This window comes from Agrobacterium sp. 22-3639C2 (assembly GCF_053522105.1).
Genome location: NZ_JBNWDB010000002.1, coordinates 973,081 through 998,194, shown reverse-complemented (window position 1 = coordinate 998,194; position 25,114 = coordinate 973,081). Strand labels below are relative to the sequence as shown.

The 25,114-nt window shown below is 58.2% G+C and carries 19 protein-coding genes; 7 read left to right on the top strand and 12 right to left on the bottom strand.

All coding sequences use genetic code 11. From position 1 onward, the window contains the following. The first annotated feature begins 9 nt into the window (after positions 1-9). Positions 10-699 carry a response regulator transcription factor gene (locus ACQZ6D_RS12250; RefSeq protein ID WP_003511468.1) on the top strand — a complete coding sequence of 230 codons (690 nt, stop codon included), beginning with the start codon at positions 10-12 and terminating at the stop codon, positions 697-699. Between the two features lie 36 nt (positions 700-735). Here ACQZ6D_RS12250 and ACQZ6D_RS12245 read toward each other — a convergent pair whose 3' ends face one another. After that, positions 736-1,788, bottom strand: a complete 1,053-nt coding sequence (locus ACQZ6D_RS12245) for a threonine aldolase family protein (protein ID WP_019564929.1) — start codon at positions 1,786-1,788, stop codon at positions 736-738. A 371-nt stretch (positions 1,789-2,159) separates the two neighbouring features. Between ACQZ6D_RS12245 and gltB the strand changes: the two genes are divergently transcribed. Genes gltB through ACQZ6D_RS12230 form a run of 3 tightly spaced genes read left to right on the top strand, consistent with a single transcriptional unit; the run spans position 2,160 to position 8,542 of the window. Beyond that, entirely contained in the window at positions 2,160-6,905 is a 4,746-nt protein-coding gene (gene gltB, locus ACQZ6D_RS12240; RefSeq protein ID WP_065704450.1) for a glutamate synthase large subunit, read from the top strand. A gap of 8 nt (positions 6,906-6,913) precedes the next feature. Continuing rightward, positions 6,914-7,072 carry a hypothetical protein gene (locus ACQZ6D_RS12235; protein WP_158006613.1) on the top strand — a complete coding sequence of 53 codons (159 nt, stop codon included), beginning with the start codon at positions 6,914-6,916 and terminating at the stop codon, positions 7,070-7,072. 15 nt (positions 7,073-7,087) lie between these two features. Further along, positions 7,088-8,542, top strand: coding sequence for a glutamate synthase subunit beta (locus ACQZ6D_RS12230; protein WP_003511464.1), 1,455 nt, complete (start codon positions 7,088-7,090; stop codon positions 8,540-8,542). Positions 8,543-8,722: 180 nt separating this feature from the next. On the opposite strand, the gene ACQZ6D_RS12225 is transcribed toward ACQZ6D_RS12230, so the two are convergent. From ACQZ6D_RS12225 to ACQZ6D_RS12210, 4 genes are all read right to left on the bottom strand, one after another. After that, positions 8,723-10,078: a sensor histidine kinase gene (locus ACQZ6D_RS12225; RefSeq protein WP_065704448.1), complete on the bottom strand. Its 1,356-nt coding sequence runs from the start codon at positions 10,076-10,078 to the stop codon at positions 8,723-8,725. Next, positions 10,075-10,749, bottom strand: a complete 675-nt coding sequence (locus ACQZ6D_RS12220) for a response regulator transcription factor (RefSeq protein WP_003511462.1) — start codon at positions 10,747-10,749, stop codon at positions 10,075-10,077. The genes ACQZ6D_RS12225 and ACQZ6D_RS12220 overlap by 4 nt, the downstream gene beginning before the upstream one ends. A gap of 206 nt (positions 10,750-10,955) precedes the next feature. Beyond that, positions 10,956-12,191, bottom strand: a complete 1,236-nt coding sequence (locus ACQZ6D_RS12215; RefSeq protein WP_035200604.1) for an SGNH/GDSL hydrolase family protein — start codon at positions 12,189-12,191, stop codon at positions 10,956-10,958. Positions 12,192-12,255: 64 nt separating this feature from the next. Beyond that, positions 12,256-13,479, bottom strand: coding sequence for a lytic murein transglycosylase (locus tag ACQZ6D_RS12210; RefSeq protein ID WP_003511460.1), 1,224 nt, complete (start codon positions 13,477-13,479; stop codon positions 12,256-12,258). A gap of 195 nt (positions 13,480-13,674) precedes the next feature. Between ACQZ6D_RS12210 and galU the strand changes: the two genes are divergently transcribed. Then, positions 13,675-14,562: a UTP--glucose-1-phosphate uridylyltransferase GalU gene (gene galU / locus ACQZ6D_RS12205; RefSeq protein WP_003511458.1), complete on the top strand. Its 888-nt coding sequence runs from the start codon at positions 13,675-13,677 to the stop codon at positions 14,560-14,562. A gap of 59 nt (positions 14,563-14,621) precedes the next feature. On the opposite strand, the gene uppP is transcribed toward galU, so the two are convergent. Beyond that, complete coding sequence (gene uppP / locus ACQZ6D_RS12200) at positions 14,622-16,100, bottom strand: polysaccharide biosynthesis protein UppP (RefSeq protein ID WP_065662448.1); 1,479 nt, start codon at positions 16,098-16,100, stop codon at positions 14,622-14,624. 404 nt (positions 16,101-16,504) lie between these two features. On the opposite strand from uppP, the gene ACQZ6D_RS12195 reads away from it, so the two are divergent. Together ACQZ6D_RS12195 and ACQZ6D_RS12190 are read left to right on the top strand one after the other, a co-directional pair. Then, entirely contained in the window at positions 16,505-16,870 is a 366-nt protein-coding gene (locus ACQZ6D_RS12195; protein ID WP_013761857.1) for a PAS domain-containing protein, read from the top strand. A 60-nt stretch (positions 16,871-16,930) separates the two neighbouring features. Further along, the gene (locus ACQZ6D_RS12190) at positions 16,931-17,926 is read left to right on the top strand and encodes a KpsF/GutQ family sugar-phosphate isomerase (RefSeq protein ID WP_035199687.1); all 996 of its coding nucleotides are present in this window, start codon (positions 16,931-16,933) and stop codon (positions 17,924-17,926) included. Between the two features lie 3 nt (positions 17,927-17,929). On the opposite strand, the gene ACQZ6D_RS12185 is transcribed toward ACQZ6D_RS12190, so the two are convergent. The 6 genes from ACQZ6D_RS12185 to ACQZ6D_RS12160 all read right to left on the bottom strand — a co-directional run bounded on the left by ACQZ6D_RS12185 (position 17,930) and on the right by ACQZ6D_RS12160 (position 25,019). Then, on the bottom strand, positions 17,930-18,397 hold the full coding sequence (locus ACQZ6D_RS12185; protein WP_035199685.1) for an NfeD family protein: 468 nt from the start codon (positions 18,395-18,397) through the stop codon (positions 17,930-17,932). Positions 18,398-18,399: 2 nt separating this feature from the next. Continuing rightward, the gene (locus ACQZ6D_RS12180; protein ID WP_013761854.1) at positions 18,400-19,449 is read right to left on the bottom strand and encodes an SPFH domain-containing protein; all 1,050 of its coding nucleotides are present in this window, start codon (positions 19,447-19,449) and stop codon (positions 18,400-18,402) included. 60 nt (positions 19,450-19,509) lie between these two features. After that, positions 19,510-20,544: a ferrochelatase gene (gene hemH / locus ACQZ6D_RS12175; protein WP_448729957.1), complete on the bottom strand. Its 1,035-nt coding sequence runs from the start codon at positions 20,542-20,544 to the stop codon at positions 19,510-19,512. Positions 20,545-20,901: 357 nt separating this feature from the next. Further along, entirely contained in the window at positions 20,902-22,833 is a 1,932-nt protein-coding gene (locus tag ACQZ6D_RS12170; protein ID WP_035199683.1) for a 5'-nucleotidase C-terminal domain-containing protein, read from the bottom strand. Between the two features lie 217 nt (positions 22,834-23,050). After that, complete coding sequence (gene omp10, locus ACQZ6D_RS12165) at positions 23,051-23,425, bottom strand: outer membrane lipoprotein Omp10 (protein WP_003511448.1); 375 nt, start codon at positions 23,423-23,425, stop codon at positions 23,051-23,053. 148 nt (positions 23,426-23,573) lie between these two features. Next, positions 23,574-25,019, bottom strand: coding sequence for a homospermidine synthase (locus ACQZ6D_RS12160; protein ID WP_019564920.1), 1,446 nt, complete (start codon positions 25,017-25,019; stop codon positions 23,574-23,576). Between the last annotated feature and the right edge of the window lie 95 nt (positions 25,020-25,114).

Below are 25,114 nucleotides of genomic sequence, written 5' to 3'. Positions count from 1 at the left end.
AGATCGGCAATGACCAATTCCGCCGTTCGCATTCTGATCGTCGACGATGAACCGCCGATCCGCAAACTTTTGCGGGTCGGTCTCTCGACGCAGGACTATGCGGTCAGCGAGGCGATGAATGCCCGCGTCGCGATGGAGTTGATGAACGAGGACAAGCCCGATCTCGTGGTCCTTGATCTCGGTCTTCCGGATATGTCGGGACACGAGCTTCTGGAGAAATGGCGGGGCGAGGGACTTTCCCTACCCGTCATCATTCTTTCCAGCCGCACTGACGAGGCGGGTATCGTCAAGGCACTGGAGCTGGGTGCCGACGATTACATCACCAAGCCTTTCGGCATGAACGAGCTTGTTGCCCGCATTCGTGTCGCCCTGCGCCATCGCCTTCAGAGCCAGGGTGAGAGACCGGTGTTTCATACCGGCGATCTTTCGGTCGATCTCGTCAGACGCATCGTCAAGGTGGAGGACCGGGAGGTGAAACTCTCGCCCAAGGAATATGATATTCTGCGGGTCCTGGTCCAGCATGCGGGCAAGGTGCTGACGCACCGTTTCCTGCTGGAGCATGTGTGGGACGAGTTGACCGACGTGCAATATTTGCGCGTTTACGTACGCCAGCTTCGCCAGAAGATCGAAAAAATTCCGGATCAGCCGCGCTATATCCTTACGGAAACTGGTGTCGGCTACCGGCTGCAGGAGGTTTGAGGGCGCCGTTAAGAAACGGCGCCCCCGAATGTTTTGTCAGACGGCGGCGCAGATCGACAGGAATTCGTCGACATCAGCCTCGGTCGTTGCGAAGCTGGTGACCATGCGGATCAGCACCTCGTCCTTTCCGACCTTTTCCGGCATATCGCGGGGCACCAGCCAGTCGTAGAACTTCGCGCCTTTCTCCGTTGCCGCTTCAGCGGCGGCTTTCGGCAGAATGGCGAAAACCTCGTTTGCAGTGGTTGGCCATGCCAGACGGGCACTGTTAAGCGAGGCGAAGCCGGCCCGCAGCCGATTGGCCATGGCATTGGCGTGGCTTGCGAGACCCAACCAGAGATCGTCCTGCAGATAGGCTTCGAATTGTGCGGCGATGAAGCGCGACTTCGAAAAAAGCTGGGCGGTGCGCTTGCGCAGGAAGGCGAAGTCTTTGGCGAGCGCGGGGTCGAAAAACACGATCGCTTCCGCGCACCAGCAGCCGTTTTTCGTGCCACCGAAAGAGAGCACATCAACGCCGCGTTTCCAGGTCATTTCGGCGGGCGTGGTGCCGAGTGCGGCAAGCGCATTGGCAAAGCGCGCGCCGTCCATATGCAGCGGCAGGCCGTTCTCCTTGGCGATTTTGGCAATCGCGTCGATTTCATCGAGCGTATAGACAGTACCGGCCTCGGTTGCCTGTGTCATCGTAACCGCTGCGGCGCGTCCGTGATGAACGGCGTCCTGCGGATAGCGCGAAATGCGCTCGATCAGATTTTCCGGCAGCATTTTGCCGTTCGGTCCCTCGACGGCAACCATGCGCATGCCGGAGAAGAAATCCGGCGCTCCACATTCATCCTCGATCACATGGGCTTCGGAATGACAGAAGGTCAGGCCGCCGGGGCGGGCAATGCTTGCCAGCGAAAGAGAATTGGCCGCCGTACCTGTGGCGACGAAAAACACCGCCACTTCGCGTTCGAATATTTCATTGAAGCGCTTTTCTATGGAAAGGTCGAGGGCGCTGGTGCCATAGGCAGCCGCAAATCGGGTGGATTCCCGCGAAAGGCGCTCGTTGATGGCAGGGTGGGCGCCGGCCCAGTTGTCTGAGGCAAAAAACATCTCTGAAAGCTTTCCGATGGCTGTTGTGCTGGTGTTGGGAATGCGTTGACGATGATCCGCAAAGTTCTAGGACCTAACCTCGCGGTTGGCAAATCCGGCAATGAAAGCAACGGCCCGAAGCGTTTTGTGACAAGAAAGTTTCGCGCAATGGGTCAGTATCGAAACTTCGCTGCAAATCGGCACTGCGACTAATTGGATTCGCACCCTTGCTAAACCCGCGGGTTTCTGCCAAAATTCTCTCGAATTGAGACAGCTTTGCTGTCCTAAATTTGGTCGAGCCGGATTGAATGCGGATTTTTCGGAAAGCGAAATTCGTGTCGAGCCGGATCTTCGCATGAAACCATGCAAGTAATTTTGCAGGAGGGACGAAAATGACAAACAAGCTGCAGGCAGACAACGTCGCCGCAACCCTGACCACAGACTGTCCCACCGCGGCTGCGGCCGCACCCGTTTCTGCGAAGGGGCGTTTCGCGGGCGGCCTGCCGGAAAAGCAGGGTCTTTACGATCCGCGCAATGAGCACGATGCCTGCGGCGTCGGCTTTGTTGCCCATATGAAGGGTCAGAAGTCGCACCAGATCGTCAAGGACGGCCTGTTCATTCTTGAAAACCTGACGCATCGCGGTGCTGTCGGCGCTGATCCGCTGATGGGCGATGGTGCGGGCATTCTCGTGCAGATCCCCGACCGCTTTTTCCGCGAGGAAATGGCGAGCCAGGGTGTGACGCTGCCGAAAGCTGGCGAATATGCCGTTGGCCACATCTTCATGCCGCGCGATCCGTCCCGTATCGATCACTACAAGAAGGTCATTGTCGACGTGATCGGCGAGGAGGGACAGCAGTTCCTCGGCTTCCGCGACGTGCCAGTCGACAATTCTTCCCTTTCCAAGGCACCCGATATCGCTGGCACCGAACCGCACCATGTTCAGGTTTTCATCGGCGCCGGCCGCGATGCGGCGACCAATCATGACTTCGAGCGCAAGCTGTTCCTGATCCGCAAGGTTCTCTCCAACCGCATCTACGACGAGGGCGGCGGCAAGGAAACGCAGGATTTCTATCCCGTCTCGCTGTCCTCCTCCACCATCGTCTACAAGGGCATGTTCCTCGCCTATCAGGTTGGGGCCTATTACAAGGATCTGGCGGACCCGCGTTTCGAATCCGCGGTTGCGCTGGTGCACCAGCGTTTCTCCACCAACACCTTCCCGTCCTGGAAGCTCGCGCATCCCTATCGCATGGTCGCCCATAACGGCGAGATCAACACGCTGCGCGGCAACGTGAACTGGATGGCGGCGCGTCAGGCGTCTGTTTCGTCGGCGCTGTTCGGTGACGATATCTCCAAGCTCTGGCCGATTTCCTATGAAGGCCAGTCGGACACCGCCTGCTTCGACAACGCGCTCGAATTCCTCGTGCGCGGCGGTTACTCCATGGCCCATGCCGTGATGATGCTGATCCCGGAAGCCTGGTCGGGCAACTTGTCCATGTCGGCTGAACGCAAGGCTTTCTACGAATATCATGCCGCGCTTATGGAGCCGTGGGACGGCCCGGCCGCCGTTGCCTTCACCGATGGCAAGCAGATCGGCGCAACCCTCGACCGTAACGGTTTGCGCCCGGCGCGCTATCTCGTCACCGACGACGACCGCGTCATCATGGCGTCGGAAGCCGGCACGCTGCCGGTTCCGGAAGAACGCATCATCAAGAAGTGGCGTTTGCAGCCCGGCAAGATGCTGCTGATCGACATGGAAAAGGGCTCGATCATTTCCGACGAGGACGTGAAGCACGAGCTTGCTGCCAAGCACCCCTATCGCACCTGGCTAGACCGCACCCAGCTCATTCTTGAGGATCTGAAGCCGGTGGAGCCACGGGCGCTGCGGCGTGACGTGTCGTTGCTCGATCGCCAGCAGGCCTTCGGTTACACCAGCGAAGATACCAAGCTCCTGATGTCGCCGATGGCAACAACGGGCCAGGAAGCCATCGGCTCGATGGGTACCGATACGCCGATTTCGGCCATGTCGGACAAGTCCAAGCTGCTTTACACCTATTTCAAGCAGAACTTCGCGCAGGTGACCAACCCGCCGATCGATCCGATCCGCGAAGAACTGGTGATGAGCCTCGTTTCGTTCATTGGCCCACGCCCGAACCTTCTCGATCACGAGGGTGCGGCCCGTGCCAAGCGTCTGGAAGTGCGCCAGCCGATCCTCACCAATGGCGATCTGGAAAAGATCCGCTCCATCGGCCACACCGAAGACCGTTTCGATACCAAGACGCTCGACTTCACCTATGATGTGGAGCGCGGCGCCGAAGGCATGCCTGACATGCTCGACCGCCTGTGCGAGCGGGCTGAATCCGCTGTTCGCGGTGGTTACAACATCATCGTTCTGTCCGACCGCCAGCTCGGCCCGGACCGGATTGCGATCCCCGCGCTGCTGGCGACGGCTGCTGTGCATCACCACCTGATCCGCAAGGGTCTGCGCACCTCGGTCGGCCTCGTCGTTGAAACCGGCGAACCGCGCGAAATCCATCATTTCTGTCTGCTCGCTGGCTATGGCGCGGAGGCGATCAACCCCTACCTCGCCTTCGACACGCTGCTCGACATGCACAAGCACGGCGCCTTCCCGAAGGAAGTGTCGGACGACGAAGTCGTCTATCGCTACATCAAGGCGGTGGGTAAGGGCATCCTCAAGGTCATGTCCAAGATGGGCATTTCCACCTACCAGTCCTATTGCGGCGCGCAGATTTTCGACGCCATCGGCCTGTCGTCGGAATTCGTCGAGAAGTATTTCTTCGGCACCGCCACCTCCATCGAGGGCGTGGGTCTGACCGAGATCGCCGAAGAAACCGTAACGCGCCACACAGCGGCTTTCGGCAAGGATCCGATCCTTGCCAACACGCTCGATATCGGCGGCGAATATGCCTATCGCATGCGCGGCGAAAGCCACGCCTGGACGCCGGATGCCGTCGCCTCGCTGCAACACGCCGTGCGCGGCAACAGCCAGGAGCGCTACCGTGAATTTGCCGACATGGTGAATGAGACGGCGCTGCGCATGAACACCATTCGCGGCCTGTTCAAGGTCAAATCGGCGGAAGCGCTCGGCCGCAAGCCGGTTTCCATCGACGACGTCGAACCGGCGGTCGATATCGTCAAGCGCTTCTCGACTGGCGCCATGTCCTTCGGCTCGATCAGCCGCGAGGCGCATACCACGCTTGCGATTGCGATGAACCGCATCGGCGGCAAGTCCAACACCGGCGAAGGCGGCGAAGAATCCGACCGTTACATGCCGCTTCTGAACGGCAAGCCGAACCCCGAGCGTTCCGCCATCAAGCAGATCGCATCCGGCCGCTTTGGTGTTACGACGGAATATCTCGTCAATGCCGACATGTTGCAGATCAAGGTCGCGCAGGGTGCCAAGCCCGGCGAAGGCGGCCAGCTGCCCGGCCACAAGGTGGATGCCACGGTTGCAAAAACCCGTCACTCCACGCCGGGCGTCGGCCTCATTTCGCCGCCGCCACACCACGATATCTACTCCATCGAAGATCTGGCGCAGCTGATCTACGACCTGAAGAACGTCAACCCGGAAGCAGATGTTTCTGTGAAGCTCGTGTCGGAAGTGGGCGTTGGCACGGTTGCGGCGGGTGTCGCCAAGGCGCGCGCCGACCATATCACCATCGCCGGTTTCGATGGCGGCACCGGTGCTTCGCCGCTGACGTCGCTGAAGCATGCCGGTTCGCCTTGGGAAATCGGCCTTGCCGAAACCCAGCAGACGCTGGTGCTGAACGGCCTTCGTTCGCGCATCGCGCTGCAGGTGGATGGTGGTCTGAAGACCGGCCGCGACGTCATCATCGGCGCGCTGCTTGGTGCGGATGAATTCGGCTTTGCCACCGCGCCGCTGATTGCTGCGGGCTGCATCATGATGCGCAAGTGCCATCTGAACACCTGCCCCGTCGGCGTCGCAACGCAGGACCCGGTTCTGCGCAAGCGCTTCAAGGGCACGCCGGAACACGTCATCAACTACTTCTTCTTCGTGGCTGAAGAAGTGCGCGAAATACTCGCCTCGCTTGGCGTTACCAAGCTGGACGAGATCATCGGCGCTTCCGAACTTCTCGAAAAGGATGAGATGCTGGCGCACTGGAAGGCCAAGGGTCTGGATTTCAGCCGCATCTTCCACAAGGTAGAGGCTCCCAAGGAGGCAACTTTATGGACCGAGCGTCAGAAGCACCCGATCGACGATATTCTCGATCGCAAGCTGATCGAGAAGTCGCTACCGTCGCTGGAAAACCGCGAGCCTGTCGTTTTCGAAGTGCCGATCAAGAACGTCGACCGTTCCGCCGGTGCCATGCTGTCAGGCGCGCTTGCCAAGCGCTGGGGCCATAAGGGTCTGAAGGACGATACGATCCACGTGACGCTGCGCGGCACGGCTGGTCAGTCCTTCGGCGCGTTTCTCGCTCGCGGCATCACCTTCGATCTGGTGGGTGACGGCAACGACTATGTCGGCAAGGGTCTTTCGGGTGGCCGCATCATCGTGCGCCCGCCGGAAAACACCCGTATCGTCGCTGAAAACTCGATCATTGTCGGCAACACCGTTCTTTACGGCGCCATCACCGGCGAGTGCTATTTCCGTGGTGTTGCGGGTGAGCGCTTTGCAGTGCGCAACTCCGGCGCGGTCGCGGTTGTCGAAGGTGTCGGCGACCACGGTTGCGAATATATGACGGGCGGTATTGTCGTGGTGCTCGGCGAGACGGGCCGCAACTTCGCGGCCGGCATGTCCGGTGGCGTGGCTTACGTTCTCGACGAGAAGGGCGATTTCGCCACCCGCTGCAACATGGCCATGGTCGAGCTGGAGCCGGTTCCGGAAGAGGACGACATGCTCGAGAAGCTGCACCATCACGGTGGCGACCTCATGCACAAGGGACGCGTTGACGTATCCGAGGACATGACGCGTCACGACGAGGAGCGGCTCTACCAGCTGATTTCCAATCACTTCCACTACACCAACTCTGCACGCGCCAAGGATATACTCGACCGCTGGAGCGAGTTCCGTCCGAAATTCCGCAAGGTCATGCCGGTCGAATACCGTCGTGCGCTTGAGGAAATGGAGCGCATGCGTATGGGCGTCGCGGCGGAATAATCCGCCGCGTGGGGATACTACACCAACTGGTCTCGCTGATGATCGCGGTCGCCGTTCCCATGGTGATCTATTGGACAAGCGGCGAGACCGGATTTGAATTCATCGTATTGGGGGCGGCTTTCGGTTTCGCTTACTGGTACTGGGGCCTAACAGGCGCTCCGCTTTGATGTGAGGACATAAACGTGGGCAAGGTTACAGGTTTTCTTGAGATCGACCGGCAGGTGGGCAAGTATCAGCCCGCATCGGACCGTATCCGCCATTTCCGCGAATTCACCATTCCGATGTCGGATGCCGAGGTGCAGAAGCAGGCGGCGCGCTGCATGGATTGCGGCATTCCCTACTGTCACGGCCCGACGGGCTGTCCCGTGCACAACCAGATCCCCGACTGGAACGATCTGGTTTATAACAACAATTGGGAAGAGGCGATCCGCAACCTCCATTCCACCAACAACTTCCCGGAATTCACCGGCCGCGTCTGTCCGGCACCCTGCGAGGAAGCCTGCACGCTGAACCTCGAGGATGCACCGGTCGCCATCAAGACCGTGGAGCAGGCGATTGCCGACAAGGCCTACGAGCTGGGCTTTATCGTGCCGAAGCCGGCGACGATCCACACCGGCAAGAAGGTCGCCATCATCGGTTCCGGTCCTTCCGGCATGGCGGCAGCGCAGCAGCTTGGCCGCGCCGGTCATGAGGTCCACGTTTACGAGCGTGAATCAAAGCCCGGCGGTTTGCTGCGTTACGGTATTCCGGATTTCAAGATGGAGAAGAACTTCATCGACCGCCGTGTCGAGCAGATCAAGGGTGAAGGTGTTACCTTCCATTGCGGCGTCAACGTCGGCGTGGATGTAACGGTCGAAGCGCTTCTGGCTGATCACGATGCGGTTCTTTATTGCGGCGGTTCGGAAACTCCGCGCCCGGCTGGCATCGGTGGCGCCGATTTCAATGGCGTTTACGACGCCATGCCCTATCTCGTGCAGCAGAACCGCCGCGTTGGCCGCGAAAACATCGACAGCATCGGCTGGCCGGCCGATCCGATCCTCGCCGGCGGCAAGCATGTCGTCGTCGTCGGCGGTGGCGATACGGCGTCTGACTGCGTCGGCACGGCCTTCCGTCAGGGTGCGGTTAAAGTCACCCAGCTCGATATCCGCCCGATGCCGCCGGAAAAGGAAGACAAGCTTGCCGTATGGCCCTTCTGGGCAACGAAAATGCGCACCTCTTCTTCGCAGGCAGAAGGTGCCGTTCGCGAGTTCCAGGTTGCCACGCTTGAATTCGTCGGTGAAGACGGCGTTTTGACGGGTGTGAAGTGCTGTCAGGTGGACGACCGGCGCAAGCCCATTGCCGGTACGGAATTTATCATCAAGGCTGATCTCGCCTTCATCGCCATCGGTTTTTCCGGTCCTTTCACCGATAGCGTGCTGAAGGAAATGGATGGCAAGCTGTCGCTCAACACCGATCGTCGCGGCTCCACCAACGTGATCGCCAACGAAACGGACTACAAGACCTCGGTCGACAAGCTGTGGGCGGCGGGCGACGTTCGCCGTGGCCAGTCGCTGGTGGTCTGGGCAATCCGCGAAGGCCGTCAGGCCGCACGTGCGATCGACGAAGAGCTGATGGGCGCAACCGTCCTTCCGCGCTGAGCGAGTTGACGCGGCGCAAGCCGTCGTAACGAAAACAAAAAGGCCTGTTGTGTTTCACAACAGGCCTTTCGGTTGACTGGAGAACCGAAACGCGATGGAGGTGTCGCATGCAGGGGGACGGCAACATATCGCGCCTGAGAATTGCGATGACACTACGTGCTTCCGAAGACGGGGTTCGTGTCAGCAATAGGGAAGGCTGATACGGAAGGAGGCGCCGCCGGATGGGGAATCACTGATGGTGATCTCCCCTCCATGGTAGCGGACGATTTCCTGCACGAGATTGAGACCGAGCCCGGTACCGCGATCCTTCGGTATCAACCGGTGAAATGCGTCAAACACGGCTTCCCGGTCCTCTTCGGGAATTCCGTTGCCTTGGTCGGATATGTCGATCACGCGGTTGGCCCCCACTTTTATGGTGATCGTTCCGCGATTGCCGCCATGTTCGATGGCGTTTTGCACGACGTTCATCAGGGCGCGTTGCAGCGAGGCGTCATCGGCAAGGGCGAGGATCGGCTCTTCGTCCGGCTCGAACGAAAGTTCGTAGCCTTGAGAGATTGCAAGCGGCGCCATATCAGCGACGACAGACCGGCAGAGGCCAACAAGATCTAGTGGAATAAGCGGCGCCTTTTGCCCGCCAAGTCGTTGCAGATCGAGCAACTGTTCGGCAAGCACGGCGAGACGGCTGGCATCGGCTAATATCCGGCTCCGGTCCGGTCCGTCCAGCAACGTTTCGACACGGGTCTGGAGAATGGCGACAGGGGTCCGCAATTCATGGGCGGCGTCGAGAATGAAGCGCTTGTGCCGCTCGTAACCATCGTCCAGCCGTTTCAGCGCGCCGTTGACGGCATGCACGAGCGGCTGCACCTCCCATGGAATATCGCCATCCGGCAATCGATATCCGCGCTTGTCGATGTCGATGCTTTCCGCCGTTCGCGCAATTGCGGAAAGTGCGAAAAATTCCCGACGGATGATCCATGGAATGGTCACGATTGTCACAATGGACATGATAAGGAGGATCGGCATGATCAGTATGTTGGAGAACAGCAGGACCGGGAATGCCATACTGAAGGCTCCGCCCTTGCCGACCATAACGAATTCGCCCGCCGGTCCCGATGCACGACGCACGACGGCGATTCGCAAGACAGCAAGATAGGAGTAGGACAATGCCGCATCGCGTACGTCCGACACTTTGACGTCGCTAAGCTGTTGATCCATGTTGCTAAAGGCCTCAGGCACCGGCCCACCCTGCACGATCTCACCTTTCTCGCTGACTGCAACGAACCAGAAACCGGGCATGCTGTCGCGCAGCTCGACAAATTCATTTGTTTCGTCAAGCATCAGCCGGCCATCCTTGTCACGCATGATGGCATTGGCTGTAATCTGGGCCGCTGCCGGGCTGAGAAGGGCGCTGCCCGAAGCGCCGCTGGACAGGTAAGCGACGAAGGCGGCAGTGACGATGAAAAGGCTGCCGATCTGGAAAAGCAGCAATTGAATGGTCAGGCGTCGCTTGAGCGATTTCCTTCCGGCCGATTTCATGAGGCCGCCCTCAGCAGATAACCGACGCCGCGAATACCGTGAACCTCCAGACCCGCATCCGCTGCCTGCAATTTGCGGCGCAGACGGGAGATATGGGAATCAAGCGCATTCGACTGGATTTCATCGTCGAAATTATAAACCGCCTCTTCCAGTACCGATCGCAGCACCGTTCTGCCCTGCCGACGCAACAGGGCTTCAAGGATCAGCAATTCGCGTCTGGTCAGGGGAATAAACTCTCCCTTGATGCGGACTTCGCGGGTTTCGAAGCAAAATTCCAGCTTGCCCAGTTTCGCCGTCATCGTCACGCTGCCGGCTGGCCGGCGCATCAGGGCGCGGATGCGAGCAAGGAGTTCCTCGACAGCGAAGGGCTTGGCCAGATAATCGTCCGCACCAAGGTTCAGGCCGTTCACCCGATCCGCAAGCGTGCCTTGCGCTGTCAGCACGATGACGGGCGGTGTGACGGGAAGCAGACGCAGATCTTCTATAAGCTGGATGCCATCGCCATCGGGCAATTGCCGGTCGAGTACGACAAGATCGTGAACACCGTCCATGATCGCATGCCGGGCAAGATCGAGCGTGCCGACATTGTCCACGATGATATCGAACCGGTGCAGGGCGGCGGAAAGGGCTGCTGCCATTTCGCGTTCGTCTTCAACAAGCAGCAGGCGCATGAATTGTTCTCGGCAGTGTCTGGCGGACGCCTTCCCGGAGAGGAAGGGGCGCGGGGGCATCGGATAAATATCACCGTGCAGTAAGACGCGGGCAGGGGAGGGCAATTGGCCGACCCCGCATTTGCTGCAAAGCTGAATTTATCCTGCCATTGCCGGGTTGCCTCAACATTACGCCGGTTCGAGCCGTAGCGACGGCGGAGAAGTGGCTACTGTCTGGCCTGAGCAGTATCCGGGACAATCCGGTAGTCATCGATACGACCCGCCGGTGCATCGGCCATCTCGCCCCGCTTGGTCAGCCGTTCGCGTGGCGATTCCACCACCGAGACACGTGCCGATACGGCCGTCGAAGGGACATCGCCAAGCAGCTTGTCACCGCCATCGAGGTTCGGATCGGTCAGGCTGATCGGCTGGGTGCGCACCTGTCCCGCGTCGATGCCAAGCGCGGGCAGGGAGGTGAGTGCAGGCAAATTGCTGCCGTCCAGTTTCACGAGGTCCGGTCCGGCGCTGTCGAGGTGCCTGCGCACGAATTTCTCGACGTAAAAAGCAAGCTTGCGTTTGCCGGCCTGCGTCATGCCGACGCCATCTGCCTCACGCAGACGGGCCTGCTGCCCGTTCATGTCGTAGCCGGTGATGACAAATTTACCGGCCTCGTCGACAAAGCCGTCCCAGACATCGACGAATTCGCCGCCGTATTTTTCGATATGGCTGCGATAAAGCCGGTTGAAGCCGACGAGATCGGCCGAGAGTGAGGTTGACTGGAAGGCCGGCAGGCCAACCCACAGCAGCGGCACCTTCGGGCGGCCGGCAAGGGTCAGAAGTTCATCGATCCGCCGCTCATATTCCTTGAACCAGACATCGGTGCCAAATTTTTCCCTGGTATCGCCGATCTGCATCTGCTGGCGATCGTTCGATCCCATCATGATGACGATGGTGGCGGGATTTGTTTCGGTTATGAACTGCGGCAGATTGGCGAACCAGTCGTAATAATCCGTGCGTACGAGGCCCGAAGAACCATTCGCGCGCACATCGACCGAAATTCCCGGAGAGCTGGCGAAGGCATTGACCAATTCTTCCCCCATGCCACCGGCCAGAAAATCACCGACGACCAGAACACGCCTGGCATTTTCAAGCTTGGCGGTCGGCTCCGGTTTTATGGTTCGCATTTGAACCACCGAAGGCGCTTTTCTTGCGGGTTGCGGACGGGTGACTGATTTTTCACGCGGGGCAGCCGGGAAATCCCGGCGACTGCGGGGCTGGTATTCGCGGCCGGGCGTGTCCTCCCGGCCCACGGGCCGGCCAAACAGCATTTCGAAAAGGGTGCGTCGCTGTTCCTGGGCGAAGGTTTGCGAAGGGACAAGCGGCGTGCACAAGACAGCACAAAGAATGATGGCGCAGATGCGCCAGCCCGTACTTGTGCTTTTCGCCGCAGGTTTCCTACTCATGACATCGATCCTTCCGGATGCTTCGGCGGCGTTGAAGACCGCCGCCGAATTCACCGGCATATTATCAATTCCGCAGTGCTCTCAGCAATCGCTGCGACGGCTGACCGTCGGTTTCGAGGCCCATGCGCGACTGGATGGCGCTGATCGCCGCCTTCGAGCCGGAGCCGAAATTGCCATCGACTTCGCCATCGTAATAGCCAAGTTCCTTCATGCGGGTCTGGAGTTCGAATTTTTCACGAATATCCAGCGTGCCGTCCGGACGCGGCCATTTCTGCTGCATGCCGCCATAACCGGCGATCTCGTCAGCAAGCAGGCCAACGGCCAGCGCATAGCTGTCGGATGCGTTGTATTTCTTGATGGTGAAGAAGTTTTTCATCATCAGGAAACCTGGACCATTTGCCCCACCCTGCAGTTTCAGCATGGCGCGATCGGAGCCGCGGGTGAAATTCTTGCCGTTCGGGCGGGCAAAGCCAAGCTTGGTCCATTCCGCAATGGACTTCGTCTGCCCCTCATAACGGGCGCCGCCACGCGGCACGGCTGTTTCGTAACCCCAGGTCCGGCCGGGTTCCCAGCCATTCTTGGCGAGTAGATTGGCGGCCGTCGCCAGCGCGTCCGGAACCGAGTGCCAGATGTCGCGCTTACCGTTGCCGTCCGCATCGACAGCATAGAGCAGGTAGCTGGTCGGAATGAACTGGGTATGGCCCATTGCCCCCGCCCAGGAACCCGTCAGCTGCTTGGGCGTGACATCGCCTGCCTGCAGGATTTTGAGTGCGGCGATCAATTGCGTGCGCGCGAACTTGGCGCGTTTGGGGTCGGAATAGGCGAGCGTGGCCAGTGCCTGCGGAATATTGTGCAGGCGCTCCGGCTTTTCGAGAACCGCGCCGTAATTCGATTCCATCGACCAGATGGCGAGAATGATATGTTTGTCGACGTTGAAGTTGCGCTCGATCCAGTTGAGCGTCGTCGCGTGCTTCATCTTCATCTCGCGGCCGATGCGCACCGTATAGGGGTTGACGCGGGAATCGAGATAATCCCAGATCTGGGTGGTGAATTCCGGCTGGAAGGTCGCCTTGCGCAGCGCATCCGGATCCGGCTCGCTGACACCAGCAAAGGCTTTCTGGTAGGTCGCCTTGCTAATGCCTTCTTTCGCGGCTGTTGCGTAGAACTGGTTGATCCACTGCTTGAACCCAGCATCGGCCCGGGCCGAGACGGGGGCCAGCGAGATCGCCAGACCTGCAACCATCATGCAGCCGAATTTGCGGACATTTGAAAGGATCATCTTTGTCATCGTCAGTCTTTCGTTCTCTCGAATATCATTTCGATTGCGAAAACGCATCGGGCGTCGTCATGCATAACAAAAGAATGTCAACAAATTCTTTACCATTAATAGATGGTAGCGTCACCCTTTACAAAACGTTGTTATTTTTGAAATAACAACACTGTGCGGGGATTGTGATCAAGTTTTATCTCTCAGGAGGGATATGTGGTAGAACATAAGAAAATTCGGAAGGCCGTATTTCCGGTCGCAGGTCTGGGTACGCGTTTCCTGCCCGCAACCAAGGCGGTTCCGAAAGAAATGCTCACTGTCGTTGACAAGCCGGTCATTCAATACGTCGTCGACGAGGCGGCGGAAGCGGGCATCGAGCATTTTGTATTTGTCACCGGCCGCGGCAAGGCGGTGATTGAAGATTATTTTGATATTCAATTTGAACTCGAACAAATGCTGCGCGAGCGCAACAAGAATGCCGAGCTTACATTGCTGGCCGGCCTTCTGCCCAAGGCGGGCACGGCAAGCTTCACGCGTCAGCAGGTGCCGCTTGGTCTTGGCCATGCGGTCTGGTGTGCGCGTGATATCGTCGGCGACGAACCTTTCGCCGTGCTGCTGCCTGATATGATCATGCATTCACAGAAAAGCTGCCTCAAGGGCATGGTCGAACTTTATGACCAGACCGCCGGCAACGTCATCGCGGTGCAGGAATGCGCTCCCGATCAGACGCATAAATACGGCATCGTCGGCGTGGGTAACGCCGTGGGCGAGGGTTTCAAGATCACTGAAATGGTCGAGAAGCCTGCCAAGGGTACGGCACCTTCGAATTTCTACATCAACGGTCGCTACATCCTTCAGCCTGAGATTTTCGACATTCTGGAAAATCAGGAACGGGGCGCCGGCAACGAAATCCAGCTGACGGACGGCATGTTGACGCTTGCCAAGTCCCAGGAATTCGCTGGCTATCATTTCCGCGGGCAGACGTTCGATTGCGGCGCCAAGGACGGTTTCATTCTTGCCAACGTTGCTTTCGCGCTCGAACGCGCTGACATCCGCCCCGCAATCGAGGAGCCGATCAAGGCTCTTATCGACGGACTGAAGTAATTTACCAACTGGACAACGGGATCCCGGCCTTCGCGCCGGGATTTCTGTTTGGGGCAACGTTATCGTTTCAGGACAAGCCCCGCGCCGACGCGCAGTTCGTTGCTGTCATAAATTGGCGTCCACTGATAACTAACGTCCGCCGTCAGATCGAGATAGCGGTTCAGCCCCCAGGTCAAGCCAGCGCCTGCGGTGTATTCCACGGCATCCTCGATATCGGAGGAGGGAAATGTCCGGTGCACGATCTGCCCGGTCAGCCGCGCGACCAGATTGCTGCGCAATTCATGGGTCAGCCCGGCATCCAGCCGATAGGAAATCCAGCCGCCCTGTGGTCCGCCGGCGAAATCCTCTATCGTCGTGCGCAGGCCAAGATTGACGTTGGTGCCGCGCTGCGGCGACCAGTTCAGTTCGCCGTCCAGTGTCAGCGCGCCGATGGAAGCGATGCGGTCGTCGTCATATTGTTTACGTAGATAGCCGATGGCGGCCTCGCCGCGGGTCTTCTCGCCAAGATCGACCTCGGCTCCAATTTTGGCGCCGTAGGAATTCGAGGACCGTGCGTAACCGGTATTGTCCAGGCGCCTGTCATATTTGGTCGTTCCCGCGTTCAATTCGAGGAACGGGATCAGGGCCGGTGACAATTCGTAGCCGATACGGCCGCGCAGGTTCGCGCCGTTCTGGTCGCGATCGCTAAGACTGATCGGCTGGCCGTTTATGCCCTTTGCATCCGTGTAGACCGTACGCGACAGATCGAGCGCCGCTAGCCCGCGCAGCTTGCCGAAATCCCGTTGGATCGATGCGCCGGTCGTGAAACGGTGTTCTCCGCCCTGCACGGCAGCGCCAGTCAAAGCGTTGGGGTCCGTAGTGCCTTCACGACTGAATTCGTAACCCGCCTTGAGATTAGCCGTCGTTTCTTCGCCGAGATCGAGGCGCAGATCGGCTTCTATCCGCGCCCTCGGCTCTTCACCATTCTTGCTGCCGAAATTTTTCTCCCAGGCTCCATCGCCTGTTACAGTCAGCGCATGGCGGGACCAGTCGCTGGTTAGTGTGCCGCGAATACCTGTCGTTAGGTAGTTACGTCTGGAAGGGCCGCCGGTGTTCGTCTGCTTTTCCGTATTGATCGTCTGGCTGATCGAAGGCCGCAGCAGGAATGTACCGAGCCGGATACCGGGGGTTTGTCCGGGTTCGGTGGCTCTTTGCGGGTTTTCACCGCCGTCTACCGTTGGCTCATATGGGTTTTCCGCGTCGGCATAAGGCTGGCCCGCTTCTTCCCGCTGTTCGGAAATCGGGTCGCCCGGATTATTCGAGGGGCGCCATAGTTGCTGTTGCGGTGCTGCTCGCACCGTGCTTGCCTCGTTTTCAGTTGTCGTTGTGGGGTTCTCTGTCGGCGTTGCATCGCCGGATGGAACTGCGACCGGCAGCCGCGTGGCCGCTGTTTGCGCGAAAACAGTTCCCGGGGTGTAGAGAAGCGTACAGGCAAGCAGCAGCAGGGTTGCTGCTTTCCGCGACGTCGGCAGACGTGTGGCGGTGCCCTTCACAATCATTCCTCTTCACCCGGCGCATTTGGCCGATGTCGGATCGAAAGTTCGTCTCAGCATTTCCTGAAGCCGAATGAGCGGCAGACGGATGAAGTGGACGACCCAGAGACCAGACACGCGACGCAAGTTTTAATATCGCTTTAACAATAGGATTTTTATGGTTAACAGTTGATAAAGACCTCCCGGATTTCACCACATCTGTGGCTGCGGCAAAGCTGGGGGGCTTCCTAGTTCGATCTGGCCGCTTCGGCACCGCGACTGAAGAAAATTTGCCGAGATGCCCAATATTTCGAATATGATCAGATTTAAACGTTTCATTTTGATACGGAATCGCCCTATGATTGGGTGGAACTCATCCGTTTTATTTTAGCAATCCAATTGATTTTTATTTTGTGTCACAGCGTCGTTTCATGAATCCCGTTTTGAACGTCAAGCAGGTCGGTTTTTATTGCTGGGATATTACCAATGACCGATTCTATCTAGACGAAGTCTGCGCTGAACTCTTGGGCATTCCTTTGCGGCAGGCGATGCAGGGCATCAGCATTTTCCAGATGCTCGAAAAAGTGGATATCGGCCATCGCAATCATGTGATCGAAACTGCGCTCACGACGCTCAAGGCCGCCAGCTTTTACCATCAGGAATATGCTGTGCGCCGTGATGACGGCTCTATCTCGTGGATTAGGACAGTCGGGCGATATTTGGTCGATGAAGAGAACATCCCTTTCAAGCGGATGGGAACGATGGAGGAGATTTCTCCGCCGAACCTGCGTCACTAAAGAGCGGCAATTTTCGGCTGTAGAGTGGACTTATTCCAGTTGAAATAGTAACAGTCGGCCATGATTACGAGAGCCGTGAAACTGGTTGAAGACAATGCGATTGAATCCGCCGTGCGGACGATTTCGATGGAGAGGGCTGGCCTTGCCGCTCTTGAAGAGGCCCTCAAAAACGGGCTTTCCGAACCTTTCTGCAAGGCGATCGAGACGATCGGCCAGTCTAATGGCCGCCTCATCATCACCGGTGTTGGTAAAAGCGGCCACATAGGCGCCAAGCTCGCGGCCACCTTCGCCTCCACCGGAACGCCTGCATTTTTCGTGCATGCGGCAGAGGCCAACCATGGCGATCTGGGCATGATCGGCGGCGATGATGTGGTGCTGGCGATCTCCAAAGGCGGTGAAAGTTCAGAGCTGCGTAGCATCATCAACTATTCGCGCCGTTTCTCCATCCCGCTGATTGCACTTACCTGTTCGGAGAGTGCATCGCTGGCGAAGGCAGCCGATATCGTGCTTCTGGTTCCCAATGAACAGGAAGCCTGCCCGCTCGGTCTTGCGCCTACCACCTCCACATTGATGCAGCTGGCACTTGGCGATGCCCTTGCCGTTGCGCTTCTGGAAGCACGCAATTTCACTGCCGGTGATTTCAAGGTGTTTCACCCCGGCGGCAAACTGGGCGCGGGCCTTACGCTGGTCAGCGATATCATGCATACCGGCGACCGGGTGCCGCTAGTCGGCAAGGGAACTTCCATGCCGGAAGCAGTCAGTGTTCTTTCCCGCAAGCATTTCGGCTGCGTCGGTATTCTGGACGAGGATGGCCGTCTGTGTGGCATCGTCACCGAGGGCGATATGGCGCGCAACCTGTCGCGCAACCTCGCTGAATTGACGGTGGACGACATCATGACCCGTACTCCGAAAACGGTCAAAAAATCGGTGCTGGCGACCAGCGCTCTCGCGACGCTGGAAAAATTCCACATCGGTGCGCTGATCGTCGTTGATGACGATAACCGGCCGATAGGGCTGGTGCATTTCCACGATCTGTTGAGAATCGGTGTGGCCTGATCGCTATGAGCGGTCGAGCGGCTCTATTGTCAGGGTGCGGCCACGCGCAGCTGCGATCCTGACACGTGTTCCTGCTGGCATGTCCTCACCGTTAACGGACCACCAGGTATCGTCCAGCCTTATGCGGCCGCGCCCTTCGACAACCGGCTCCTGCAGGGTCGCTGTGCGGCCAACAAGGCTGGCTTCCCGCTGATTGAGGAAGGGTTCGTCGCTTGCCTCACGGTTTTTGCCGAAATATTTCCTGCCAAGCAGGGCGAAGGCGATGGAGAGGGCGGCAAACAGCACCAGTTGCAATTGCCACGCCCAGAATGCGGCATCCCAGAACAGCAGGGAGAGCGCGCCGATCACCAGCGCGGCAATGCCAATCCAGATCAGAAACACGCCCGGAGCGACCAGCTCGGCAGCCAGCAGAATGAAGCCGGCAATCCACCAGCTCCATGGTCCCAGTTCCGTGGCAAGCCGTTGCAGCATCGTCACTTCTCCGATGAAGAGCCGAAGGGATTACCGGGAATTGTCACGTTGATGGCCTGGGCCGAAGGCCGCGACGGCGGCACCGAGCGGGAAGATGCGGGGACGGCAGGCGCCGTTGGTGCATCGCCCTTGTCGCCGAAAACGTCACGGGCGATTGCCCCTATGCCGCCGAGCGAGCCGATCAACGCAGACGCCTCCATCGGCATCAACACGATTTTCGAGTTTTTGGCGGTACCGATACTGGAGAGCGCTTCGGTATATTTCTGGGCAACGAAGTAATTGATCGCGTGGACATTGCCGGCAGCGATGGCTTCCGACACCATGCGGGTGGCGTTGGCTTCGGCCTCGGCCAGACGCTCGCGGGCCTCGGCATCGCGGAACGCCGCTTCGCGCTGGCCTTCCGCCTCGAGAATGGCAGATTGTTTTGCGCCCTCTGCGCGCAGAATCTGAGCATTGCGGGCGCCCTCGGCCTCCAGCACCTGCGCGCGTTTTTCACGCTCCGCCTTCATCTGCCTAGCCATGGAATCGACGAGATCTTTCGGCGGCGCGATATCTTTTATCTCGATGCGCGTGACCTTGATACCCCATGGTCCCACCGCCTCGTCCACCACGCGCAGCAGGCGATCGTTGATGGCATCACGGTTCGACAATAACTCATCGAGATCCATCGAGCCCATTACCGAGCGGATGTTGGTCATGGTGAGGTTTTCAATCGCCATTTCCAGATTGGTAATCTGGTAAGCGGCCTGTGCGGCATTCAGGACCTGATAGAAAGTGACGGCATCAGCCGAGACACTGGCATTATCGCGGGTGATAACTTCCTGTGTCGGTATATGCAGAACCTGCTCCATCACATTCATCTTCGAACCGATGCTTTCGAAGAACGGCACGATGAGGTTGAGGCCCGGCTCGAGTGTGCGGGTGTAGCGCCCGAACCGTTCAACCGTGTAGCGATGTCCCTGCGGTACGGTCTTGATGCCGGCAAAGAGCACCAGAATGACCAAAACAACCGCCGCTATGACGACGATATCGAAACCGCCCAATGCAATCATCACTTCTTCCTCCAGCACCACAACCTTTTGGGATCTTACACCCGCATCGTTATGGCAAGATTACACCCAACCTTGCAACTCTTGTCGTACAACCTTTTCGAGAACTGTCATACCGTCTACGCTGTCGTTGAGACACGGGATGTGGGTGAATTTCTCGCCGCCATTGTGCAGGAAGATTTCTCCGGCCTCACCGGCAATTTCCTCCAGCGTTTCAAGACAATCCGATACGAAACCGGGGTTCATGACGGCGATGCGTTTGATGCCCTCGGATGCCAGCTTTTCCATGGTCTTGTCGGTATAGGGCTGCAGCCATTCTTCTGGCCCAAAACGCGACTGGAAGGTGATCATGAAGTTCTTCTCGGTCCGTCCCAGCGCTTCCTTCAGCAGACGGGCGGTCTTCTGGCAGTGGCAATAATAGGGATCGCCCTTCCTGAAGTAGGATTGCGGAATGCCGTGGAAGGAGGTGATCAGCATCTCCGGTTCCCAGTCCAGCGTTGCCAGATGGTTTTTGACGGAGGCGGCAAGCCCCTCGATATAGGCAGGATCGTCATGATAGGGCGGAACGGTCCGGATGGCGGGCTGCCAGCGCAGCTTCATCAGATGTTCGAAAGCCTTGTCGTTCACCGTCGCCGTGGTCGATGCGGCATATTGCGGATAGAGCGGGAATAGCAGGATTTTCTCGCATCCCTGCTCCTTCAGCGCGTCGATTTTCGAGGCGATGGAAGGCTGGCCGTAGCGCATGGCCCAGTCAACGACGACATTCGGCAAATCCTTCAGCGCCTGTGCCATCAGTTCGCCTTGGCTTCGGGTATAGGTGCGCAGATAGCTTTCGTTGCGATCGCGGTTCCAGATTGCCTCATAGGCCTTGCCGACCTTCTGCGGGCGCTTGTTGAGGACGATGCCGTACAGGATCGGATACCAGTAGAGGCGCGACCATTCGATCACGCGTTTGTCGCTCAGAAATTCCGCCAGATAACGGCGCATCGGCCAATAGTCCGTACCATCCGGCGTGCCAAGATTGACAAGCAGAACGCCAACCTTGCCAAATCTTACGCGGGGATGGTCTACGGGAAGTGCGGATAATTCTGTCGTCATGAATGACACCCTGAACTCGTACTGGTTGCGTGAGAACGTTTCCGTTTGGGATAAAGGGCGGAAACGCTCCATTTTTTGTTTTTATACATGGCCGGACGCAAACCGTGACGCGGTTTTGCCGGAAATGCTCAAGCTATATGCTCGTGCCGTCAATTTGTTCACGTGTTCTAGACGAAATTTGTAAGGATTGAACCACCTGCGGAGGTGATTTCCGAGGTGCGGTAACGGACGCATTGTCTTTTGATAAAACGCAGCCTGTAATGATCTGTTTTTAAAGGGAAAATAAGAAGCCGGCCTCATGGTGCGAGGCCGGCTTCCCATCTGCGGCAAATTGCCCTGTCTGTATGTGTTCGCGGCTTATTGAGCCGGAACCTCCAGTTCCTCGCCGATCTCGATATGGTTCGGATGCTTCAGCGTGTTTGCCTTGGCAATCCTGGTCCAAAGGGCACCGTCGCCATACTTCTCCGCCGCGATCTTCCAGAGCGAATCGCCCTTTGCGACAACATATTTGCTGGCGGCAGCCGCGGCCGCTGCCGGCGTGGTGGTGGCAGGTGCGGTCGCGGCAGGTGCTGTGGGAGCCGGGGCCGGTGTGGCGGCCGGAGCGGTTGCAGTTGCCGCCGGTGCTGTTGCGGCAGGCGCTGGTGCAGCGGGCTTTGCCGGAGCTACATAACCGGCAGGCGTCACTTCAGTGATGCGGCCGTCCGTGAAGGGCTTATAGGGGCTGTTGGCCGTAATATATGCAGCTACAGCCTCTTCGAGGTTGGGGCCGAAGTCATAGGCGTTGATCGCCTTGGTCGCGAATACCTTGAAGCCATCGCCGCCGGTGCGAACGTAATTATTCGCCGCAACAGTGTAGGTCTTTGCCGGGTCGAGAGGCACGAAAGCGTCGCCCTCCTTGACCTCGACCGCAGTAACACGGCTGCCGGCCGGCTTGGAGCGGTCGAAGGAATATTTCATGCCTGAAACCTGCATGAAACGACCTGCGCCATCGTCGATCTGGCTGACGCCGTTTTCGAGGGCAGCGCGAATATCCTCGCCCTTCAGCTGGAAAGTCGCGACCGTGTTCTGGAACGGCAGAACCGTCAGGACTTCGCCCATCGAGACATCGCCGCTATCGATGGAGGAGCGCAGGCCACCGCTATTTGCGAAAGCGATGGTGACGCCCTGATCCTTGACGCGGGCCAGGGTCGCATCCGCTACCAGATTACCCATAGAGCATTCTTTGACGCGGCAAACCTTGCGGTCACCTTCGATCGGGCCTTCCGAAGTGCCGACGACCTTCGATTTCAACGCCTCGATTGGTGCTTTCAGTTCATCGATACGCTTGAGCGTTGCTTCGTCGGGTTTGAAGGATGAATCGATCAGGATCGGATCGCCCTTGCTTTCCTTGACCACGCCGCTGTCATCGAAGACGACGCGCAGGTCACCCAGGTATTTGCTGTATTGCCCTGCCTGAACGACCGGAACCTTGTAGCCGCCGGGATTGTCGACGAGTGTCGGATAAGGCCCTTCGGCCTTCTGATCGGTGTTGGAGAGCAACGTATGCGAGTGGCCGCCGACAACGACGTCCACATCCGGGATTTTCGCGATGAATTCGAGGTCGCGCGGATATCCGACATGGGTCAGGGCAATGATCTTGTTGACACCCTCGCCTTTCAGCTTCTGCACCTGTTCGCTGATTTTCGCGACATCTTCCGCAATGGTGATGTTGGGGCCGGGGGTCGCAAGTTCCGCCGTGTCGTTGGCGACAGCGCCGACAATACCGATTTTCTGGCCGCCGACTTCAAGGACGATGGACGGCTTGACGCGATCGCCGATTTTCGAGGCGGCGCTGGCAACCACATTGGCGGTCACGACCGGAAACTGAACCTTGTCGAGGAAGCCCGCAAGCCCGTCTTCGCTATCGTCGAATTCATGGTTGCCGACGGTCATGGCGTCGAACTTCATGGCGTTCAGCACTTCGGCTTCAACGGTACCCTTGTAGGTGGTGTAGAACAGCGAGCCTTGAAAATTGTCGCCGGCATTGAGCAGGAGAACGTTCTTGCCTTGAGCCTTGAGCGCGTCCCTTGTCTGGTTGATTGCGGTCAAGAGGCGCGCGGCGCCGCCAAAGCATTCGTTTTTGCCTTCCTCTTCCGCTGAGCAGGTCGAGTCGAATTTATTGATCGATTCGATACGGGAGTGAAAATCGTTAATGTGAAGAATGTTGAGTTCGTAGTCGGCCAGAGCCGCTCCGGCTGAAAGCGTTATCGCGGAAACGCTCAGCATACTCAGTCTCAAAATTTTCTTCATGGTCCCTCTCTCCTGTTCAAAGCGGAAGCCTTGGCCGGTCGATCATCATCAGGCCGTGCTCATTCTCTAGTCTGAAAGTATGTCAGTCTTTCAAAGCGCGATGTTTCCATTTAGCGGCAGCTGCCGCAAGCGGAAATTGTGACAGTGGCGCAATAAAGCAAAACGCACGCTTGAGGCGTGCGTTTTAAAAGCTCATGCCATTGAAAAGTCTGTGTTATCAGCCCTGACGCGTTAGCGAGAACTGGCTGTTGCTGTCTGTCGTGCAATTCAGTTGCGACGGGGAGACGAGCGCGCAGTTGACGCGCGATTGCGTGTTGCGCACCAATGACGTCATGTTGATCTCATAGAGCGTCGGCGAAATCGTAACATAGGTGCCGGATGCGAGAAGCGTGTTGGTATCGGTCGAACGGGTGGAGAAAGCACCGTTCTGGAATGTCGATACGATGCCGTTGCGGTCGATCCAGCGGCCATCCACGGCCGGGCCGCGGGCAAGCGAGGGTGCCATCGACGTCTGCTGGGAGGGACCCGGCGCAACGCATGAAGACACCGCGATTGCGGCACAAAGCAAAGCAGCGCTTGTCTTGAAGTTCATGAGCCTGTTCTCCTGCGATTCGATGAAACCCTGATGTTTCGACCATGCCGTGAAGCGTTATTTATTTCAAGGCAACGTTGTTTGCTCTCCCGGGTTCCTGACATCCGTCATGAAAACACCTGCGTGACAAATATGAGACGCCATGCCCTCAGCGCACGAGGATGTTGCGGAACTGCCAGGGATCCGAGGTGTCGATATTGTCTGGAAACAGTCCCGGGCGACCGTCGAGCGGCGTCCAGTCCGTGTAATGTCCTTCGACCGGTCCAAGATAGGGACGCTGCACCTCAAGGCAACGGCGATAATCCATTTCATCCGCCTCGACGATGCCGGCTTGCGGATTTTCCAGCGCCCAGACCATTCCGGCCAGTACCGCGGAGCTGACCTGCAATCCGGTCGCGTTCTGGCTGGGGGCGAGCGCCCGTGCCTCCTGCAAGGTTAGCCGCGAGCCATACCAATAGGCATTTTTGTCATGGCCGTAGAGAAGAACACCCAGCTCGTCGGCACCATCGACAAGCTCGTCTTCGCCAAGCACATGCTGGATCGGCTGCGGCGTGCCGCCATTACCGAAAAGTTCGTGCAGGGAAAGGACGGCGTCGTTGCAGGGGTGGTAGGCATAGTGACAGGTGGGCCGGTAGATCAGATCGCCATCGTCATTGCGGACGGTGAAATAGTCGGAAATCGAGATCGCCTCGTTGTGGGTGACCAGAAATCCATATTGCGGCCCTTGTCCGGGACACCATGTCCGTACCCGCGTATTGGCGCCGGGCTGATCGAGATAGATCGCTGCCTTGCTGCCCTTTTTTTGTTTTTTCGCGTTTTTTGGCATCCAGTTTTCATGCGTTCCCCAGCCGAGTTCGGCGGGCTGAAAACCTTCGGCGATAAAACCCTCGACGGACCAGGTGTTCCAGAATGCGCCGAATGGCTTGGGATTTTTTGCCCGCTGCGTATCGCGCTCTGCCACATGCACGCCCTTGACGCCGAGCTGCTGCATGAGCTTTGCCCATGCCTGCTGGTCATGCGGTCGCGGCTCTTCGATGTCGAGACCGCTATCCTTGGCGAGATTGACCAGCGCCTGTTTTACGAACCAGGACACCATGCCGGGATTTGCGCCGCAGGTGGAAACGGCCGTTGTGCCGCCCGGTTTCCGAGCCTTTTCTTTCAGCATGGTCTCGCGCAGCGAATAATTGGTACGGGAGGCATTGTCGGCGTCTGCATCGAAGTAAAAGCCGGGCCACGGCTCCACTACGGTGTCGATGTAGAGCATGCCATGTTTGCGGCAGAGCCTCATCAGATCGACGGATGCGGCATCGACCGAAAGATTGACGCAGAAGCCCTGACCCTGAACCCCTTTAAGGAGTGGCTTGAGCACCTCCTTGTAGTTTTCTTTGGTCAGATGCGTACGGATATGGCGAATGTTTCTCTCGGCCAGATACGCTGCGATATCCTCGCGCGGGTCGATGACGACGAGCCTGGTCTTGTCGAAGTTGAAATGACGTTCGATCAACGGAAGAGTGCCGCGCCCGATGGAGCCGAAGCCGATCATGATGATGGGGCCGTCAATATCGCCGTAAATCGGATGGTTTGCGTCCGTCATTCGTCATTTTTCCTTTTTAAGCCAATAAGTAAGCTAGATCATAAAAGCGTGCCACAATAAAGGGCAGGTGCATGACGGACATATGACGGTGGCGC

Excerpts from the sequence above, each read along its gene's own strand:
- omp10 (WP_003511448.1), bottom strand. The coding sequence starts at position 23,425 with ATGAACTTCAAGACAAGCGCTGCTTTGCTTTGTGCCGCAATCGCGGTG.
- ACQZ6D_RS12215 (WP_035200604.1), bottom strand. The coding sequence starts at position 12,191 with ATGAGTAGGAAACCTGCGGCGAAAAGCACAAGTACGGGCTGGCGCATC.
- ACQZ6D_RS12160 (WP_019564920.1), bottom strand. The coding sequence starts at position 25,019 with ATGACGGACGCAAACCATCCGATTTACGGCGATATTGACGGCCCCATC.
- ACQZ6D_RS12225 (WP_065704448.1), bottom strand. The coding sequence starts at position 10,078 with ATGAAATCGGCCGGAAGGAAATCGCTCAAGCGACGCCTGACCATTCAA.
- ACQZ6D_RS12170 (WP_035199683.1), bottom strand. The coding sequence starts at position 22,833 with ATGAAGAAAATTTTGAGACTGAGTATGCTGAGCGTTTCCGCGATAACG.
- hemH (WP_448729957.1), bottom strand. The coding sequence starts at position 20,544 with ATGACGACAGAATTATCCGCACTTCCCGTAGACCATCCCCGCGTAAGA.
- ACQZ6D_RS12250 (WP_003511468.1), top strand. The coding sequence starts at position 10 with ATGACCAATTCCGCCGTTCGCATTCTGATCGTCGACGATGAACCGCCG.
- ACQZ6D_RS12180 (WP_013761854.1), bottom strand. The coding sequence starts at position 19,449 with ATGATTGCATTGGGCGGTTTCGATATCGTCGTCATAGCGGCGGTTGTT.
- uppP (WP_065662448.1), bottom strand. The coding sequence starts at position 16,100 with ATGATTGTGAAGGGCACCGCCACACGTCTGCCGACGTCGCGGAAAGCA.
- ACQZ6D_RS12190 (WP_035199687.1), top strand. The coding sequence starts at position 16,931 with ATGATTACGAGAGCCGTGAAACTGGTTGAAGACAATGCGATTGAATCC.
- ACQZ6D_RS12210 (WP_003511460.1), bottom strand. The coding sequence starts at position 13,479 with ATGACAAAGATGATCCTTTCAAATGTCCGCAAATTCGGCTGCATGATG.
- ACQZ6D_RS12185 (WP_035199685.1), bottom strand. The coding sequence starts at position 18,397 with ATGCTGCAACGGCTTGCCACGGAACTGGGACCATGGAGCTGGTGGATT.
- gltB (WP_065704450.1), top strand. The coding sequence starts at position 2,160 with ATGACAAACAAGCTGCAGGCAGACAACGTCGCCGCAACCCTGACCACA.
- ACQZ6D_RS12195 (WP_013761857.1), top strand. The coding sequence starts at position 16,505 with ATGAATCCCGTTTTGAACGTCAAGCAGGTCGGTTTTTATTGCTGGGAT.
- ACQZ6D_RS12245 (WP_019564929.1), bottom strand. The coding sequence starts at position 1,788 with ATGTTTTTTGCCTCAGACAACTGGGCCGGCGCCCACCCTGCCATCAAC.
- ACQZ6D_RS12220 (WP_003511462.1), bottom strand. The coding sequence starts at position 10,749 with ATGCGCCTGCTGCTTGTTGAAGACGAACGCGAAATGGCAGCAGCCCTT.